We start from the raw sequence: 16569 nt of genomic DNA on the forward strand, positions 1-16569 counted from the left end.
GGTGCTGAATTGTGCGCAAACCGGAAACACATAAGGCGCCGGTGATAGATTTCATGTCGTGGCTTCATGTTATGCGACAAGCCGGTAGACTGATTGAAAACCCAACCCGGTCAACAGGGTATCCATACAAATTTGAATGGCTGACGGGCCAGGTTTTCTTACGGATTCGTTTGGCAATCTCAACTATGCCGCCTACACTCAAACCGGTTTATTTATGGATGGTTCTACTGTGAGTATTTCTGCCAGGGACGGCGACATCGCAATCGTTGGCATGGCCGCGCATTTGCCCGGTGCGTCTTCGATTGCGGCATATTGGTCTAACCTGCGCGAGGGGGTGGAATCTATCCACCAGCTCAGCAGGGAACAGCTCATTGCGAATGGTGAGACTCCGCATTTGCTTGAGCGGCCCGACTATGTGCCGTTTGCCGCGCCGCTGGATCGGTTCGAGGAATTTGACGCCGAGTTTTTCGGTCTTTCCCCAAAAGAAGCCGCCATCATGGACCCGCAACACCGCCAGTTTCTGGAGGTCGCTTGGGAAGCACTGGAAAACGCTGGCCATCCGCCTGAGAATTTTCCCGGACCTATCGGCGTGTTCGCAGGCTGCGGCATGGGCAGCTATTTCTATTTTAATGTTTGCTCGAACCGGGATCTGGTCGACGATGTGGGCATGTTCTTGTTGCGCCATACCGGCAATGACAAGGATTTCCTGTCGACCCGGCTGAGCCATATCCTCGACCTCAAGGGGCCGAGCGTGAATGTACAGACAGCATGTTCGACCTCGCTGGTCGCAACTCACTATGCAACGCAGGCTTTGTTGACTGGTGAGTGCGATATGGCGATTGCTGGGGGGGTTACGATCGAACTCCCTCATAACAGAGGTTATGTTTATAAAGAGGGTGAGGTTCTCTCACCCGATGGCCATTGCCATGCCTTCGATCATCGCGCGCAAGGCACTGTTTTTGGCTCGGGCGCTGGCGCTGTCATTTTGCGGCGTCTGTCTGATGCGATCGAGGATGGCGACCATATCTGGGGCGTGATCCGCGGCACGGCGATCAACAATGATGGCGCGGCCAAAGCCGGGTACTTGGCGCCATCTGTGGATGGTCAGGCCGCCGCGATTTCCGAGGCCCATGTGATGGCCGATGTTCGGGCCGACACGGTGGACTACATCGAATGCCACGGCACCGGCACCTATCTGGGGGATCCGATCGAAGTGGCCGCGCTGACACAGGCGTTTTCGGAAACCACACAGGAAACGGGCTTCTGCCGGCTGGGCTCGGTCAAAACCAATATCGGCCATCTGGATACCGCCGCCGGGGTGGCGAGCCTGATCAAGACCTCGCTGGCCCTGCATCACAAGCAGATCCCGCCCAGCTTGGGCTACGAGAAACCCAACCCGGCGATCGATTTCGAGAACAGCCCGTTCCGGGTGAATGACACTCTGACCGATTGGGTCTCGCATAAGGGCCCGCGCCGCGCCGGGGTGAATTCTCTGGGTGTCGGCGGCACGAATGCGCATGCCATTCTGGAGGAAGCGCCTGAGCGAGCCGCATCCGAGCCGTCAGATTGGCCGTTTCAGATCCTCACGGTCTCGGCGCGGGGCAAGAAAGCGCTGGATGCCAACAGCGCAGCACTGACAGCGTATCTTCGGGCCAATCCTGAACAAGATTTGGCCGATATCGCCTGGACGCTGAAAAACGGAAGACGTGGGTTTGAAAAGCGGCGCGTCATCGTCGCCGAAACCCATGAAGAAGCCGCCGCGATCTTTGAGGAAAACGATCCGCGTCGGGTTTTCACCCATACGGTGATCTCGGACGCGCCTGAGCATGTCTTTATGTTCCCCGGCGGAGGCGCTCAGTACGCCGGTATGGCGCGCGACCTCTATGAGACCGAGCCAGTCTTTGCCGATTGGATGGATCGGGGTCTGGATATCCTGCAGGCCAAGCTGGACTATGATATCCGCGCGATCTGGCTGCCCGAACCGGGCGAGGAAGAGGCTGCGGATGAGCGGTTGAAAACGCCCTCGGTACAACTGCCGCTGATCATGATCACCGAATATGCGCTGGCGCAGCTTTGGATGGAATGGGGTGTTCAGCCCACCGCTCTGGTCGGCCATTCGATGGGCGAAAACACCGCCGCTTGCGTGGCCGGTGTTATGTCGTTTGAGGATTGCATCGGTCTGGTGCATCTGCGCGGGCGACTGTTTGATACGGTGCCCGCCGGCGGCATGCTGAGTGTCCCCCTGCCCGCCGATGATCTGCGGCCGCTTCTGGGCGATGACCTCGATCTGGGTGCCGTGAACGCCCCCAGCCTGAGCGTCGCAACCGGACCACAGGCGGCGCTGGACGATCTGGAGGAACGTCTGCGCAATCAGGGTGTCGACTGCCAACGCATCCCGATCGATATCGCCGCGCATTCGCGGATGCTGGAGCCGATCCTGCAGGAATTCGGCGACTATCTGCGCTCGATCGAATTGAAGGCACCGCAGATCCCGTTCCCCTCGAACCGCAGCGGTGACTGGATCACCGAGGCTGAGGCGACCGATCCCGAATACTGGGTCGGCCATCTGCGCAACACCGTTCATTTCGCCGATTGCATCACCACGCTATCCGAGAACCCAGAGCGTATCTTCATTGAGGTCGGCCCAGGCAAGGCGCTGGCCTCTCTGACCGGACAGCATGACAAGGTCGACGCCAATCAGGTGATCAGCAGCCTGCGTCATCCAAATGATGATGTGGCTGACGATGCTTATTTCATGGCCATGCTGGGCCGGATCTGGGCTTTGGGCGGCGCGTTCGACTGGGAACAGATCTGGGGCGAGGCGCGGCGCAACCGCGTGCCTCTGCCCACCTATGCCTTCCAGCGCTCGCCCTATTTCATCGAACCCGGCACGACACAGACCGAGACAGCCAGCCAATGGCTGATGCGCACCGAAGACCCCGCCGATTGGGGCTATCGCGTGGCCTGGACACCGAAATACGCAGCCTGCGATGTCGATGTCACCGGCGATCTGTCGGATGCGGCACAGGAAAGCTGGCTGATCTTTGCGGATGAGGCTGGGCTGTGTACCAACCTGACCGAACGCCTGCGGCAAGCCGGTCACAAGGTTGTCACGGTCACGCCCGGCGATGCCTTTGCCCGCATCAGTGACGATCACTATCAACTGGCCCCCGAACGCGGGCGCGAAAGTTATGACGCGCTGATCCGTGATCTCGTCGCGCAGGAACACCTCCCAACCCGAATTGTGCATGGCTGGCTGCTGACACAGGCCGAGACCTTCCGCCCCGGCGGTAGTTTCTTCCATCGCAATCTGGAACAGGGCTTTTACAGCTTGTTCTTCCTGGCGCAGGCCATTGGGGACGAAGATCTGCCGATGCCTCTGCACCTCCATGTCTTTAGCTCGGGCGCATTGCAGGTGAGGGGTGAGGCCCTGCCCTACCCGGAAAAAGCAACCGTGACCGGCCCGACCCGCGTGATCCCGCGCGAATTCCCTGGCCTGACTTGTGCGCTGCTGGATATCGACCTGCCGCAAAGCGCGAGCAAACGCCGCGCGCCTGCCCTGCCCGAGGGGCTGACGGATCAAGTGATGGAAGACCTGCTGGCTCCGCCCGCCTCGTTCACGGCGGCGATCCGCGCGGGCAAGCGATTTGAACAGGGCTATCGCCCGCAGGCTCTGACGGAACCGTCTCTGGACGATCTGCCCCTGCGCGATGGCGGCACCTATCTGATCACCGGCGGTTTTGGCGGCATTGGCCTGACACTGGCCGAAGCGCTGATTGCCAAGGTGAATGCCAACATCGTCCTGCTTGCGCGTGGAGACCTACCACCACGGGACCAGTGGGAAACCGTGCTGAACAACTCGGCCCCGCAGGACAAAACGGCCCGCCGGATCCGGGCCATCAAAAAGCTAGAAGCCGCAGGCGGCAAAGTACTGCCGATGCCGGTCGACGTCAGCAACGTTGAAGAGATGCGCCGCTGCGTCGAAAGTGCCACACAGGCATTCGGCCAGATCAACGGCGTGATCCATGCGGCTGGCCTGATCGACGACGCGCCTATCATGACTAAGACCATGATGGAAATCGAGGATGTCTTTACACCCAAGATCCATGGCACGCAGGTCATCGACCAGATCTTCCCGGACGGATCGTTGGATTGGCTGGTTCTGTTCTCATCCAGCTCAACCGCAACGGCACCTGTAGGTCAGGTCGACTATGTGGCCGCCAATGACTACCTGAACGCCTATGCGCGCGCGCGTTCGGGCGACAAAACGCAGGTTGTGTCGGTCAACTGGGGTATATGGGCCGATGTGGGCATGGCCGCGGATGCGATGGAGGCTCGGACAGGCACCGCAGAGCCCGCGCCCGTAACCTCGGCGGACGTTCCGATGCTGGATCAGGCAAGCTTTGATGACGCGGGCAACCGCCTTTTGAGTGCGACTTACAACGCCCATGACCGCTGGTTCCTGAACGATCACCGGACCAAGGCCGGGCATGCTCTGATCCCCGGCACCGGTTATCTGGAGCTGGCGTCTGAGGCACTGCGTATGCAAGGCGAAACCGGTCCGTTTGAAATTCGCGATCTGTATTTCCTCCGCCCCCTTGCGGTGTCCGATAGCGAAGATCAGCAGGTCCGTCTGCGCCTGCCACGCAGCGATGTGGGCTATGACCTAACGGTTGAGAGTGGATCGGATGATGCGTTCGAACTTAACGCCCAAGCCAGCCTGTCTCTGCTGCCGCTAATCGCGCCCGCACCGCTGGATGTGGAGGCCATCACCGCCCGTTGCGGTTCGACCCATCAGGCCGAAGGTGCAGGGCGCCTGCGATCCCCGCAGGAGGCGCATCTGAATTTCGGCCCGCGCTGGCGGGTGCTGACCTCAACTGCACTGGGGCAGGATGAAGGTCTGGCTCATTTAGCGCTGCCGGACGCCCTGCAAACGGATATCGAGGCAGGCTACCACCTGCACCCTGCCCTGATGGATCTGGCTACGGGCTGGGCGATGGAATTGATCGCGGGATATCAGGCCGCACACCTGTGGGTGCCGGTCTCCTACCGCTCGGTCCGCGTTTATGCACCACTGCCCGCGCAGATCGTCAGTTGGGTCCGCAACGCGGGCGACAACCGGGCCGAAGGCGAGGCTGCCAGTTTCGATGTCACCATCGCCGCCCCGGACGGCACGATCTGTATCGAGGTCGAGGGCTTCTCGATCCGCCGGATGGAAGATGCGGTGGATTTTGCCTTCACCGAAAGCGCCCCGGCGATCACCTCTGAGGTCGACGCCCCGGCGCCCCTGTCCCCGGCCGAGGAGCGGCTGCGCCACAACCTGTCTCAGGGTATTCCGGCGACAGAAGGGGCCGATCTGTTCTTCAAGGCACTGGCCAGCGGGCAATCGCAGATCATCCTGTCCTCACTGGATCTGGACGGCTTGATCGCGCAGGCCGCAGATAGCGGTGCGTCCACCGAAAGCTCGGATCAGAAATTCCAACGTCCCGAGTTGGACTCTGATTACGTCGCCCCGGAAAATGACATCGAACGCCGCCTCGCCGGGTTCTGGCAGGAATTACTGGGTGTTGATGAGATCGGTGTCGAGGACAGTTTCTTCGATCTGGGTGGGCATTCCCTGATCGCGGTGCGCCTGTTCGCGCAAATCCGGAAGGCCTATAATGTGGACTTCCCGATCTCGGTCCTGTTCGAGGCCCCGACCATCCGCAAATGCGCCGAACTGATCGCTGCCCGCGGCGTGCCGAAAGATGGCGACGAAGGGGACGCACCAGCAGCGGCCCCGGCGACACCGGAACGTCGCTTCACCCATCTGGTGCCAATGCATTCCGGCGAGGGCGGACCAAAGACTCCGTTCTTCCTAGTGGCAGGCATGTTTGGCAACGTGCTGAACCTGCGCCATCTGGCGCATTTGGTGGGCACCGACCGGCCATTCTACGGCCTGCAGGCGCGCGGTCTGTATGGTGATGAGGAACCGCACCGCGATCTGCGCGAAGCCGCCAAGGATTACATCGCCGAGATGCGGCAGGTGCAGCCCTCGGGGCCGTACATGCTGGGCGGTTTCTCGGGTGGCGGTATCACGGCTTATGAGATTGCGCGCCAGTTGACTGAAGCGGGCGAAGAGATCGCAGCGCTGGTCATGCTGGATACGCCTCTACCGGTACGGCACCCGCTTAGCAAAGCGGATCGGTTGAAGATTCAGTTGCAGGAGATGCGGAACAAAGGCGCAAGCTACCCCATTAAATGGGCCAAAAACCGGATCGCATGGGAAATCCAGAAACGCCAACCCAAGGAAGAAACAGCCGAGACCGGCCAGCAATTCCATGACACCGAGATCGAGGCTGCGTTCTTGGAAAGCGTCAACAGCTATCCCTTGCATTCATGGGATGGCCCCCTGACCCTGTTCCGCCCGCCTTTGGTCGGGAAATGGGAACTGGGGCCGGGCAAATTGGTGCATCACGAGCGTTATTACCTGACCCACGACAACGATTGGACGCCCTGGGTCCCCAATATCGAAGTGTTCGAGGTGCCCGGAGATCATGACTCGATGGTGCTTGAGCCCAATGTCCGGGTGCTGGCAGCGCAGATGAAGACCTGTCTGGAAAATGCCGAGCGTCAGATCCCGCGTCCAACCCTCCGGCAGGCGGCGGAATGACCATGGCTGATCCCAAACTCCTGACGGTTATTCTGAATTACAAAACGCCGGACATGACCCTGCGATCCGTCAGATCCGCACGGCAGTCAATGGAGGGCATCGCGGGCGAGATCATCGTTGTCGACAATGATTCACGGGACGGGTCTTTCGAGGCAATTTCGGCGTATGTTGCAGATCAGGGCTGGGATCAGGACAATCGCGTTCGGGTCGTCCAATCGGGGTATAACGGCGGTTTTGGTGCAGGTAATAATGTGGGCATCCGAACGGGCCTGTCCGATGGTACGCAACCCGACTACATCTACATCCTGAATTCAGATGCCTTTCCAGCACCGGATGCCATACACCTGTTGATGGGGCATCTGGAAGCCACGCCAGAGGCGGGTTTTGTGGGAAGTTATATCCACGGCGAAGACGGTGATCCGCATTTGACCAGTTTCCGCTTCCCTTCAATCGCAAGTGAATTTGAAAGCGGTATTAACTTTGGCCCCGTTACTCGGCTGTTCAAGAACCGGATCGTACCCATTCCCATCCCCACTGAGACCCGCCCTGTCGATTGGCTGGCCGGGGCAAGCCTGATGATGCGTCAAAGCGTTCTGGATGAGATCGGCCTCTTTGACGAACAGTTCTTCCTCTATTTCGAAGAAACCGACCTGTGCCGCCGCGCCGCGCTGGCGGGTTATCGCACCGATTACCTGCGCCCCAGCGAGGTCATGCATATCGGGTCCGTCTCCACCGGTATGAAAAGCTGGAGCCGGGTGCCGACCTATTGGTTCGACTCGCGCCTGCATTATTTCATCAAAAACCACGGCCGGTTTTATGCGGCCGGTGCCACCTGCGTACATTTGACCGGTGGTTTCCTGCACTGGTTGCGGTGTTTGATCACCCGTAAGGACAGCGGTGTTCCACCCCATTTTTTGCGTACCCTGGCCTGGCATGACCTGTCCGCCTGCTTTCGCGCGCCCTCTCGCAAAGCCACACAGGACAGCACGTCCAAGCCAGTTATTGGAGAGTAACGATGCCTTTCAGCACATTCCTTATCGGCCATGAATCCCTTGTCATTCAATGCGGGGAAATGCTGCTGGAGGCGGGGCACAGTATTCAGGGGGTGGCGACCCGCAACCCGGATGTCGAGGCCTGGGCACAGTCGCATTCCCTGCCCCTGCATGCCCCTGGTCAGGATTTGTCAAACCGGATTGAGGGTGTGTCGTTTGACTGGCTGCTCAGTATCGCCAATCTCGATCTGTTGCCGCAGACGATTTTGGACAAGGCCAGCAAGGGCGCGGTCAATTTTCATGACGGCCCGCTGCCACGCTATGCCGGTCTGAACGCGCCGGTCTGGGCCATTCTGAACAGTGAGGCACAACACGGGATCACCTGGCACAAGATCTCGGGCGGTGTCGATGAGGGCGGGATTGTCGCCCAGAATCTGTTCGATATCAGCGACCGTGAGACCGCCCTGACCCTGAACACCAAATGCTATGGCGCCGCCATCGAAAGCTTTGGTAATGTCATCCGGGCGCTTGAGGCGGATCAGCCCACGACCCCGCAAGATCTGTCTCAACGCAGCTATTTCGCCAAGAACGACCGTCCAGCGGCAGCGGCGCGGCTGGATTTCTCCAAGCCCGCTACTGAGTTGGCGGCTCTGGCCCGCGCGTTGGATCATGGAGAATACTGGAACCCGCTTTGCTGTCCGAAAATCGAGCGTGATGGTCAGATCTGGCTGGTCGGCTCGGTCGAAGTCAGCGATCAGCAAAGTGACGCGACGCCTGGCACCATTCTGGCAAGCACAGCCGACAGCCTGACCGTTGCAACAGGTTACGGAGTGGTTGAGATTAGCGGATTGCGCAATGGTTTGGGGGCTTCGGTCTCGACCGATGGGCTGTTGAACGGGGGCAGCGCTTTGCCCGTACCGACCGCAGATCAGGTGGCGCAGATCGACCGCGATGTTTCAAGCGCTCTGTCCGCTGAACCCGAATGGCGCATCCGCCTTGAGGCGCTGCAACCGATCGAGATCCCCCTGATCAATGCAGCGGCTCCGTCCGGTGCGCCTCGGTCGCAAGTGCTGCACCTTCCAACTGGCCTTGACGATATCACCGCCAAAACGGCTCTGGCGGCCCTCATGGCGCGGCTCGGTGATACCGTGGGCCTTGATCTGGCGTTGCGGCTATCGGATGCAGCATCACCCTATCTCAACAGCTGGGTTCCGATCCGCTTTGCGGCTGATCAGGCCTTTGCAGAGGCGCAAGAGGGGCTGAGCCAAACCATCGCACAGGCCCGCGAGATGGGTCCGTTTGCCTGCGATTTACCCGCGCGCATGCCGGGATCAACTCCGCTGCAAACGCCTGCGATCGGTTTGTCCGATGACGTCTCGTTTGGTCTGGTTCCGGGCACAAGCCTGACTCTTGCCGCATCCGGGGATCAGGCCGCGCTGTTTGTGGACAGCGGACATATCTCGGACGCCGCTCTGCACCTGTTTGCGGCCCGGCTGGAAAACCTGCTGGTGGCACTCTCCGGTGAGGCACAGCGCAGTCAGACGATTCAGGATCTTCCGATCCTGCCCGAGACCGAGCGTGCTCAGATCCTGCAGGACTGGAACGATACCGAAACCGCATACGATCAGACCTCCTGCGTGCATCAGCTTTTCGAGGCGCAGGTCGTACGCACGCCAGATGCCCCGGCGCTGGTCTTTGAGAACCTTGGCTTCTCATATACCGAACTGAACGCTCTGGCCAATCAGGTTGCGCATGTTTTGCGTGAGATGGGTGTAGGCCCCGATACGCTGGTGGGTTTGCATGTCAAACGATCCCCGCTGTTGCTGATCGGGGCGCTGGGGATCCTGAAGGCGGGCGGAGCTTATGTGCCGATGGATCCGGCTTACCCTGCGGACCGGACGGCGCTGTATCTTGAGGATAGCGGGGCGAAGGTGGTGCTGACGGAATCCGCGCTAGCCGCAAGCCTGCCTGATCACGGCGCGCAAGCCTTGCTGCTTGACACGGACCCACGGCTGGGAACAGCTGCGACGGACAATGTCGACAGCGGCGTGCGTTCGGAGAACCTCGCCTACATGATCTATACCTCCGGCTCGACCGGACGCCCCAAGGGGGTCATGGTCGAACATCGCAACGTGTCGAACTTCTTCACCGGCATGGATGATCGCATCAGTCATGATCCGGCCGGGGTCTGGCTGGCTGTGACCAGCCTGTCTTTCGACATCTCGGTGCTCGAGCTGTTCTGGACGCTGGCGCGCGGGTTCAAGATTGTCCTCAGCGATGATGAAAACCGCGCGTTGGTCGCAGGCGATGCGACCGCCGGGAAATCCATCACCGGCAAGGGGATGGAGTTCAGCCTGTTCTACTGGGGCAACGACGATGGTGTCGGGCGCGACAAGTACAAGCTGCTGCTCGAGGGCGCAAAGTTCGGAGATCAGAACGGCTTCTGCGCCGTTTGGACGCCCGAGCGTCATTTCCATGCCTTCGGTGGCCCCTACCCCAACCCTTCCGTGACGGGCGCAGCCGTTGCCGCCGTGACCGAGAATATCGGTGTCCGCGCGGGCAGCTGCGTCGCACCTCTGCACCACACCGCGCGCATTGCCGAAGAATGGGCGGTGATCGACAACCTGACCAACGGGCGCGCGGGGCTTGCCATCGCCTCTGGCTGGCAGCCTGATGATTTTGTCCTACGGCCCGAGAACACGCCGCCGGAAAACAAACCGGCGATGCTTGAGGCGATCAGCACTCTGCGACAGCTCTGGGCTGGCGAGACAGTGGAATTCCCCACCAAGTCCGGGGATATGCACGGCGTGGTTACACAGCCGCGCCCGGTTTCCAAAAAATTGCCCGTCTGGGTCACCACTGCGGGCAATCCAGACACTTGGCGCGAGGCCGGGGCCATCGGTGCCAACGTGCTGACCCACCTTCTGGGCCAGAGCGTTGACGAAGTCGCCGACAAGATCGGTATCTACCATGCTGCGTTGCGCGAAGCGGGCCATGACCCCGATGATCACACGGTCACCCTGATGCTGCACACCTATGTGGGTCAGGACCGGGAAGAGGTGCGCGAGGTCGCGCGCGAGCCGATGAAGGACTACCTGCGCTCGGCCGCCGGGCTGATCAAGCAATATGCCTGGGCCTTCCCAGCCTTCAAGAAACCCAAAGGTGTGGCGAACCCATTCCAGCTGGATTTGGGCAGCCTGTCTGACGAGGAACTGGAAGGCATCCTCGATTTCGCTTTCCTGCGTTATTTCGAGGATTCCGGCCTGTTCGGCACCGTCGAGGATTGTTTGAACCGGGTTGAAGAGCTAAAACGCATCGGCGTGGATGAAATCGCATGCCTGATCGACTACGGCATCTCAGTCGACGAGGTGATGGAGGGTCTGAAGCCTCTGGCCGAGGTTCTGCGCCTGTCCAATCAGGATACAGAGCTGGCCGAGGATGACTATTCCATTGCCGCCCAGATCATTCGCCACAATGTCAGCCATCTGCAATGTACTCCTAGCATGGCGCAAATGATCCTGATGAGCGACGAGGCGCGGTTTGCTTTGTCTAAGATCAAGCACATGATGATCGGTGGCGAGGCCCTGCCCGGCTCGCTGGTCAAACAGATCAACAAGCTGTCGCCTGCGCATATCGAAAACATGTACGGGCCGACAGAAACAACGATCTGGTCAACGACCGAAACCGCCGCTTCTGCCGAAGGCGTGATCAATGTCGGCACGCCGATCGCCAACACGCAGGTCTACGTACTGGACGAACACAGAAACCCCGTTCCCATCGGCGTGGCCGGAGAGCTGTATATCGGCGGCGCTGGCGTCACCCGCGGTTACTGGCAACGCGAAGACCTGACCGCCGAGCGGTTTGTGCCTGACCCGTTCTCAGATATGCCGGGTGCACGGCTCTATCGCACCGGAGATCTGGTGCGTTGGCAAACGGATGGTAAGCTCGATTTCCTGGGCCGGGCCGATCATCAGATCAAACTGCGCGGCTACCGGATCGAACTGGGTGAGATTGAAAGCCTGCTCGACGCACAAGCCGGCGTGCGCCAGTCGGTTGTCATCGCACGCGAGGATACACCCGGTCTAGTGCAGCTGGCCGCCTACATGACCACCGACCAGCCGGTGGATGATAAAGCACTGCGTCAGGCACTGACAGCGCAACTGCCGGACTACATGGTGCCGACGCATTTCGTGACGCTGGAGAGCTTCCCGCTGACACCGAACCGCAAAGTCGACCGCAAGGCCTTGCCTGTCCCTTCAGTGCAGAAGCCCCGCGTTGCGCCTCCGGTATCCGAACCCGTCTCGGGCGGCTCGGTTCCGCAGAAGATCGCAGCGATCTGGTCGCAGATTTTGGGGGTCGCCGAAATCAGCGGACGAGACAATTTCTTCGATCTCGGCGGGCATTCCCTGTTGGCCGTGCAGGCGCATCGGGAAATCCGCAAAGAGCTCAACGTATCCAGCCTCAGCATCACGGATATCTTCCGCTTCCCGACTTTGGCAGGCTTGGCCGAGACCATCGAGAAGAAAACCGGAGTGAAGCCGGCTGACGCAGGATCAACTCAACCAGCGCAGGACAAAGTGAACAATCGCAGCGATGCCATGGCCCGCCGCCGTGAAATGCGCGCCCGCAGACGGTCGGCATAAACAGGCTGATAGAGATAACGGCCTGGATATCAGTATGAGGGTGAAGGGCGCCAAGAGGTTGGCATCATGATTAAACGTTTTATTCCGGCTTTCCTTTTGGTTGGTATCGCAGCAGTGGTTGGGTTGGTGCGATTTGGGGCCACTAAGCCCATTGATGTAGCGGCGTTTGATATTTTGTACGACGCACCTGCTCCTCCGCCGACAAAGCCACAGAATGTCTTTCATCTGGGCCACAGCCTTGTCGGCCCTGACATGCCGGTGATGTTGCAGCAATTGGCCGGAGAAAAGCACCACTACAGCAGCCAATTGGGCTGGGGAACGCCGCTGAAAGCCCACTGGGAGCCGGATGAACCGATCAATGGATTTGAACTGAGAAACATGCCGTCTGAATTTAAGGATGCCAAAGAGGCAATATCCTCAGGGGATTACAATACTCTGATATTGACCGAGATGGTCGAGATTCAAGCAGCTATCAAATATTTTGACAGCGCAAAATATCTGCATGAATGGGTGCAGCTTGGCCGGCAGTCCAATCCGGACATACGCATTTATTTCTATGAAACCTGGCACCCTCTAGACGATGCAGAAGGCTGGCTTGAGCGACTCGACAAAGATTTGGAGCGCTATTGGGAAAAAGGAATCCTGCGCTCCGCCCTCGCCTATGAAGACCATCCCGCGCCAGTCTATATCATCCCAGCGGGTCAGGTCATGGCGCAGTTCGTACGAGAGGTCGAACGCCTCGGAGGTGTCGGGCCGATAAATGATCGCAGTGATCTGTTCTCCGACGAGATTCACCTGACTGACTACGGGACCTATCTTGTGGCCCTGACCCACTATGCCGTTCTGTACCAGACATCACCGGTTGGCCTGCCATATGAACTGACCAAAACTGATGGTACATTTTTTGACAGTCCCAGCCCTGAAGCGGCGGAACTCATGCAAGAAACTGTTTGGGATGTCGTGACAAAATATAGACCTACCGGTATTCGTTCGCAGCAATGACGCAATCACACAACAACTAAATAGTTAACCCCGTGCAATCGCAGCGGTCGTTTGACCCGCAGGCAGTGAATTGTGTAAATTCATCAGATAACGTTTTGAAGTTGGTAACAAGTGAAATGATGCTGCATGGCACCTGGGTTCGCATATTAAGTGCGGCTATCGCGGGGACGATTTTTCCCCTTCTTATCAGTGTATCTGATGCGTCTGCACAGTCTGTCTGCGGCCTAAGCAACACGTCCTCTTGTGTTGTTCCAAGCGGAACAACAATCCTGCGTGTGGAAACAACGGGTAATGGGTCGAGTGTCCAGAATCTGGGTAGGGTTGATGGAGATATCGACACCCTTGATGATTTATCCGGGGTCGACAATGTGGGCAGTGTCGGGGGTAATATCAGAACATCGGGGGACGGTTCCAATATTTCTAACGCGGGCACGGTTGCGGGTTTCATTGAGACCAGAGGTGAGAATTCTGCAATCACCAATAGCGGCAGTGTTGATGAGGTGTTTGCTCGGGCTGCAAATGCTCGTGTAACAAATTCCGGGACGGTTGTTCAGAATGTCACGCTCAATGAGATGGGTGCAACGTTTGCAAACTCAGGCACCATCAACGGGAATGTTTTGACCTTTGGATCGGGAACGAGGGTCACGAATACGAATTCCATCGGCGGGTTCATACAAACAGTTGGTGAAAACTCGGTTGTGGAAAACACCGGTACCGTTGGCGCGTCCAACACCGGCATGTTTGATGACGCGATTGCCATCGGAGGTCGAAATACGCGCTTCAGCAATTTTGGTGTTGTTCGAGGGCAAGTCCTGACGGTCGGGCCAGAAACAGAGGTTATCAATGCCGGGACGGCAGGCTTTATATCTGTTGGCAGTTCTGCTGTTGGCGCACGCGTAAGCAACTCCGGCTCAATCGGATCATTTTCTAGCGCAGGCGACAATACTCAGTTGATCAACTCAGGGTCCATTGGGCGCAGTGGTGCGGATAGTATCACCTTTCTTGGCTCTGGTGCATCTCTGGCTGTGCTGCCGGGGTCCATTATTCAAGGCAACATATCTTTCCAAGGCGGGGGAACGCAGACTTTGGAAATTGGAAACGGGTTATCCCTCGATTACACATTTTCCGCGACCCCAAATCGCATCATGACAAATGGTGCCCCCTTCATCTTGTCCGGAAATCGCCTCGCAGCTGTGGATTCAACCATTTTCTCCACGCAGGATGAACAGCTTGCTGACCTGACGGGCGGTATTGCGTCGGTCCTAGACAGTCGGTTCTATGGTTTAAGATCACAACGTCAGGAAACGGCGACCAGAAGCCTGTCATCTGTCTCGGGTGCATCACCGGCCTCTGCTCAGGCGGTGTGGATTGATACGTTTGGTTCGTATCGCAATCAGGATTCCGATGGCTCTGTGACGCCAAATACCCAATGGGTTGGCGGGTTGATGCTGGGCACAGACCCTGTTGATATTGGTGGAGTGCAGACCGGCTTCTTTGTTGGCGGCTCCAAAGGTAGGGTAAAGACGGACACAGATAGCCAAAGCGTGGATAGTCAGAGTTTTTTTGTTGGTACGTATGCCACCACACAGGGAGCGGGGCTGACGTTCGATTTGGCGCTCACCGCTGGCTATTCATCGTTTGACCAGGAGCGACAGGTTCTCAACAATCTCGCTACGGGTGGCGTGGAAACGGCGACTGCGGATTTTGATGGTTGGTTTGTGTCGCCCGCATTGACGGTGACAAAACCGGTTGAGATTGCCGGGCACCGTCTGGAGGGGAGCCTTGCGCTGCGCTACGCGGGCCTCTTTCTGGATGGATATACGGAAAGCGGCGCTACGGCCAATCAAACGGTAGACAGCCGGAACGTGCACATAGGCGTGATGCGCTTGCAGATTGCGGCTCCATTCGAGTCTGTTTCCGCAGACGGCTCTTTCTTAAGCTATCGTCTGCGCGCAGGTTTGGAGGCCCGAACCAATTTTGGCGGGGATACCATTGAGGGCGCTTTGTTGGGCCAAGATATCAGCTTCAATCCAGGCGGTGACGATAGTGTTTTGGGTGGCTATCTAAGTCTGTCCGGAGAGTACTTGATGGCAAATGGCATGAATATCGAAGCAGGCGCTGAGGGGATCATCGAGAGCACGGGCTCATATCAGGTTTCAGCCTATGCGGGTTTGGAGTTCCGTTTCTAGGGCGAATTTCCATGTGTTTTCTGATCAGGAAAGGCGCTCATCACTGTTGGAAAGTTCGAAAAATGCGCGGCGTTGCCAGCAGCTTTCTTTGTTGACACTGAACATGGCTGCCGTGCACTTTATTTTCCAGGGTATATTGCATTGTTGATTGAGGTTTTATGGTGACAGATTATTCTGAAACGCTGGCAGGGGACGACAAGGATTTTTCGGTTTACCCGCTTGATTGCGATACTCTTTATCTTGATGCGAAGCAGGCGGCGGATATAGGAAAGAAATTTGCAACCGAATATCAATCAGGGCAACCGTATCATTATATAGGCATTGATAACTTTCTGCCTGAATCTGTTGTCGAAAAAGTAAGGCAGGAGGCGTTATCGCAAGGTGAGAAAGCCCCGGAGCATCTCAGTCCACAAGAGCATCTGAAGACGTCCTACAATCCAGATATTCTTCCTCTATATTCACGTGCTGTGTTTAATGCTCTAAACTCTAAGTCGTTTCTCAAGTTCCTTGAAGAAATGACGGGCATCAAAGGGCTTGTCCCGGATCCTTATTTTTTGGGCGCCGGAATTCACAGAACCAATAACGGCGGTTATTTGGGTATTCACGCAGATTTCAATTATCACAAGCCAATGCATCTTGAGCGTCGGTTGAATGTCCTGATTTACCTCAACCCGGATTGGAAACCGGAATACGGAGGCGCATTCGAGATCTGGACGGATGATATGCAGGAACAGATTGCAACTTACCCTCCAGTTATGAATCGCATGTGCTGCTTCTCGACCAGTTCGACAAGTATGCATGGAAACCCAGAGCCAATTAATCATCCAGAAGGCATCCCCCGCCTATCAATTGCGCTTTATTATTATACGGCTACTTGGTCCGACAGCCATGTCGCACATTCCACACTTTTTCGTGTGCGCCCTGGTTCATCTGACAAAACTGAGCATCGAGAAAACCGGTTGCATAAGATGCGAAAATACACCCCTCCTGTTTTGCATCCGTTTGCGGAGAAAGTGATGCGCAAGCTACATATCACCTAGGGTTAAGATGTATTATTTCCGTATTATTGATACGTGAACACAAAAAAGATG

6 protein-coding genes are annotated in these 16569 nt (G+C 57.7%); all 6 read left to right on the forward strand.

What is annotated here, in order from left to right:
- Window positions 1-214: 214 nt before the first annotated feature.
- The 6 genes from ACRZ95_RS21330 to ACRZ95_RS21355 all read left to right on the forward strand — a co-directional run bounded on the left by ACRZ95_RS21330 (window position 215) and on the right by ACRZ95_RS21355 (window position 16518).
- A complete protein-coding gene (locus ACRZ95_RS21330; RefSeq protein WP_170681508.1) occupies window positions 215-6652 on the forward strand; it encodes a type I polyketide synthase in 6438 nt (2145 codons plus the stop codon).
- A 2-nt stretch (window positions 6653-6654) separates the two neighbouring features.
- On the forward strand, window positions 6655-7665 hold the full coding sequence (locus ACRZ95_RS21335; RefSeq protein WP_170681506.1) for a glycosyltransferase family 2 protein: 1011 nt from the start codon (window positions 6655-6657) through the stop codon (window positions 7663-7665).
- A gap of 2 nt (window positions 7666-7667) precedes the next feature.
- Window positions 7668-12287, forward strand: a complete 4620-nt coding sequence (locus ACRZ95_RS21340) for a MupA/Atu3671 family FMN-dependent luciferase-like monooxygenase (RefSeq protein ID WP_170681504.1) — start codon at window positions 7668-7670, stop codon at window positions 12285-12287.
- A 66-nt stretch (window positions 12288-12353) separates the two neighbouring features.
- On the forward strand, window positions 12354-13289 hold the full coding sequence (locus tag ACRZ95_RS21345; protein ID WP_170681502.1) for a hypothetical protein: 936 nt from the start codon (window positions 12354-12356) through the stop codon (window positions 13287-13289).
- A gap of 95 nt (window positions 13290-13384) precedes the next feature.
- A complete protein-coding gene (locus tag ACRZ95_RS21350) occupies window positions 13385-15478 on the forward strand; it encodes an autotransporter domain-containing protein (RefSeq protein WP_170681500.1) in 2094 nt (697 codons plus the stop codon).
- A gap of 161 nt (window positions 15479-15639) precedes the next feature.
- A complete protein-coding gene (locus ACRZ95_RS21355; protein WP_480555543.1) occupies window positions 15640-16518 on the forward strand; it encodes a 2OG-Fe(II) oxygenase in 879 nt (292 codons plus the stop codon).
- Window positions 16519-16569 lie beyond the last annotated feature (51 nt).

It is taken from the genome of Ruegeria sp. AI3 (genome assembly GCF_056541245.1).

What these genes read in the sequence shown, in the direction of transcription:
- ACRZ95_RS21345 (WP_170681502.1), top strand. Translation starts at nt 12,354, where the DNA reads ATGATTAAACGTTTTATTCCGGCTTTCCTTTTGGTTGGTATCGCAGCA.
- ACRZ95_RS21340 (WP_170681504.1), top strand. Translation starts at nt 7,668, where the DNA reads ATGCCTTTCAGCACATTCCTTATCGGCCATGAATCCCTTGTCATTCAA.
- ACRZ95_RS21335 (WP_170681506.1), top strand. Translation starts at nt 6,655, where the DNA reads ATGGCTGATCCCAAACTCCTGACGGTTATTCTGAATTACAAAACGCCG.
- ACRZ95_RS21330 (WP_170681508.1), top strand. Translation starts at nt 215, where the DNA reads ATGGATGGTTCTACTGTGAGTATTTCTGCCAGGGACGGCGACATCGCA.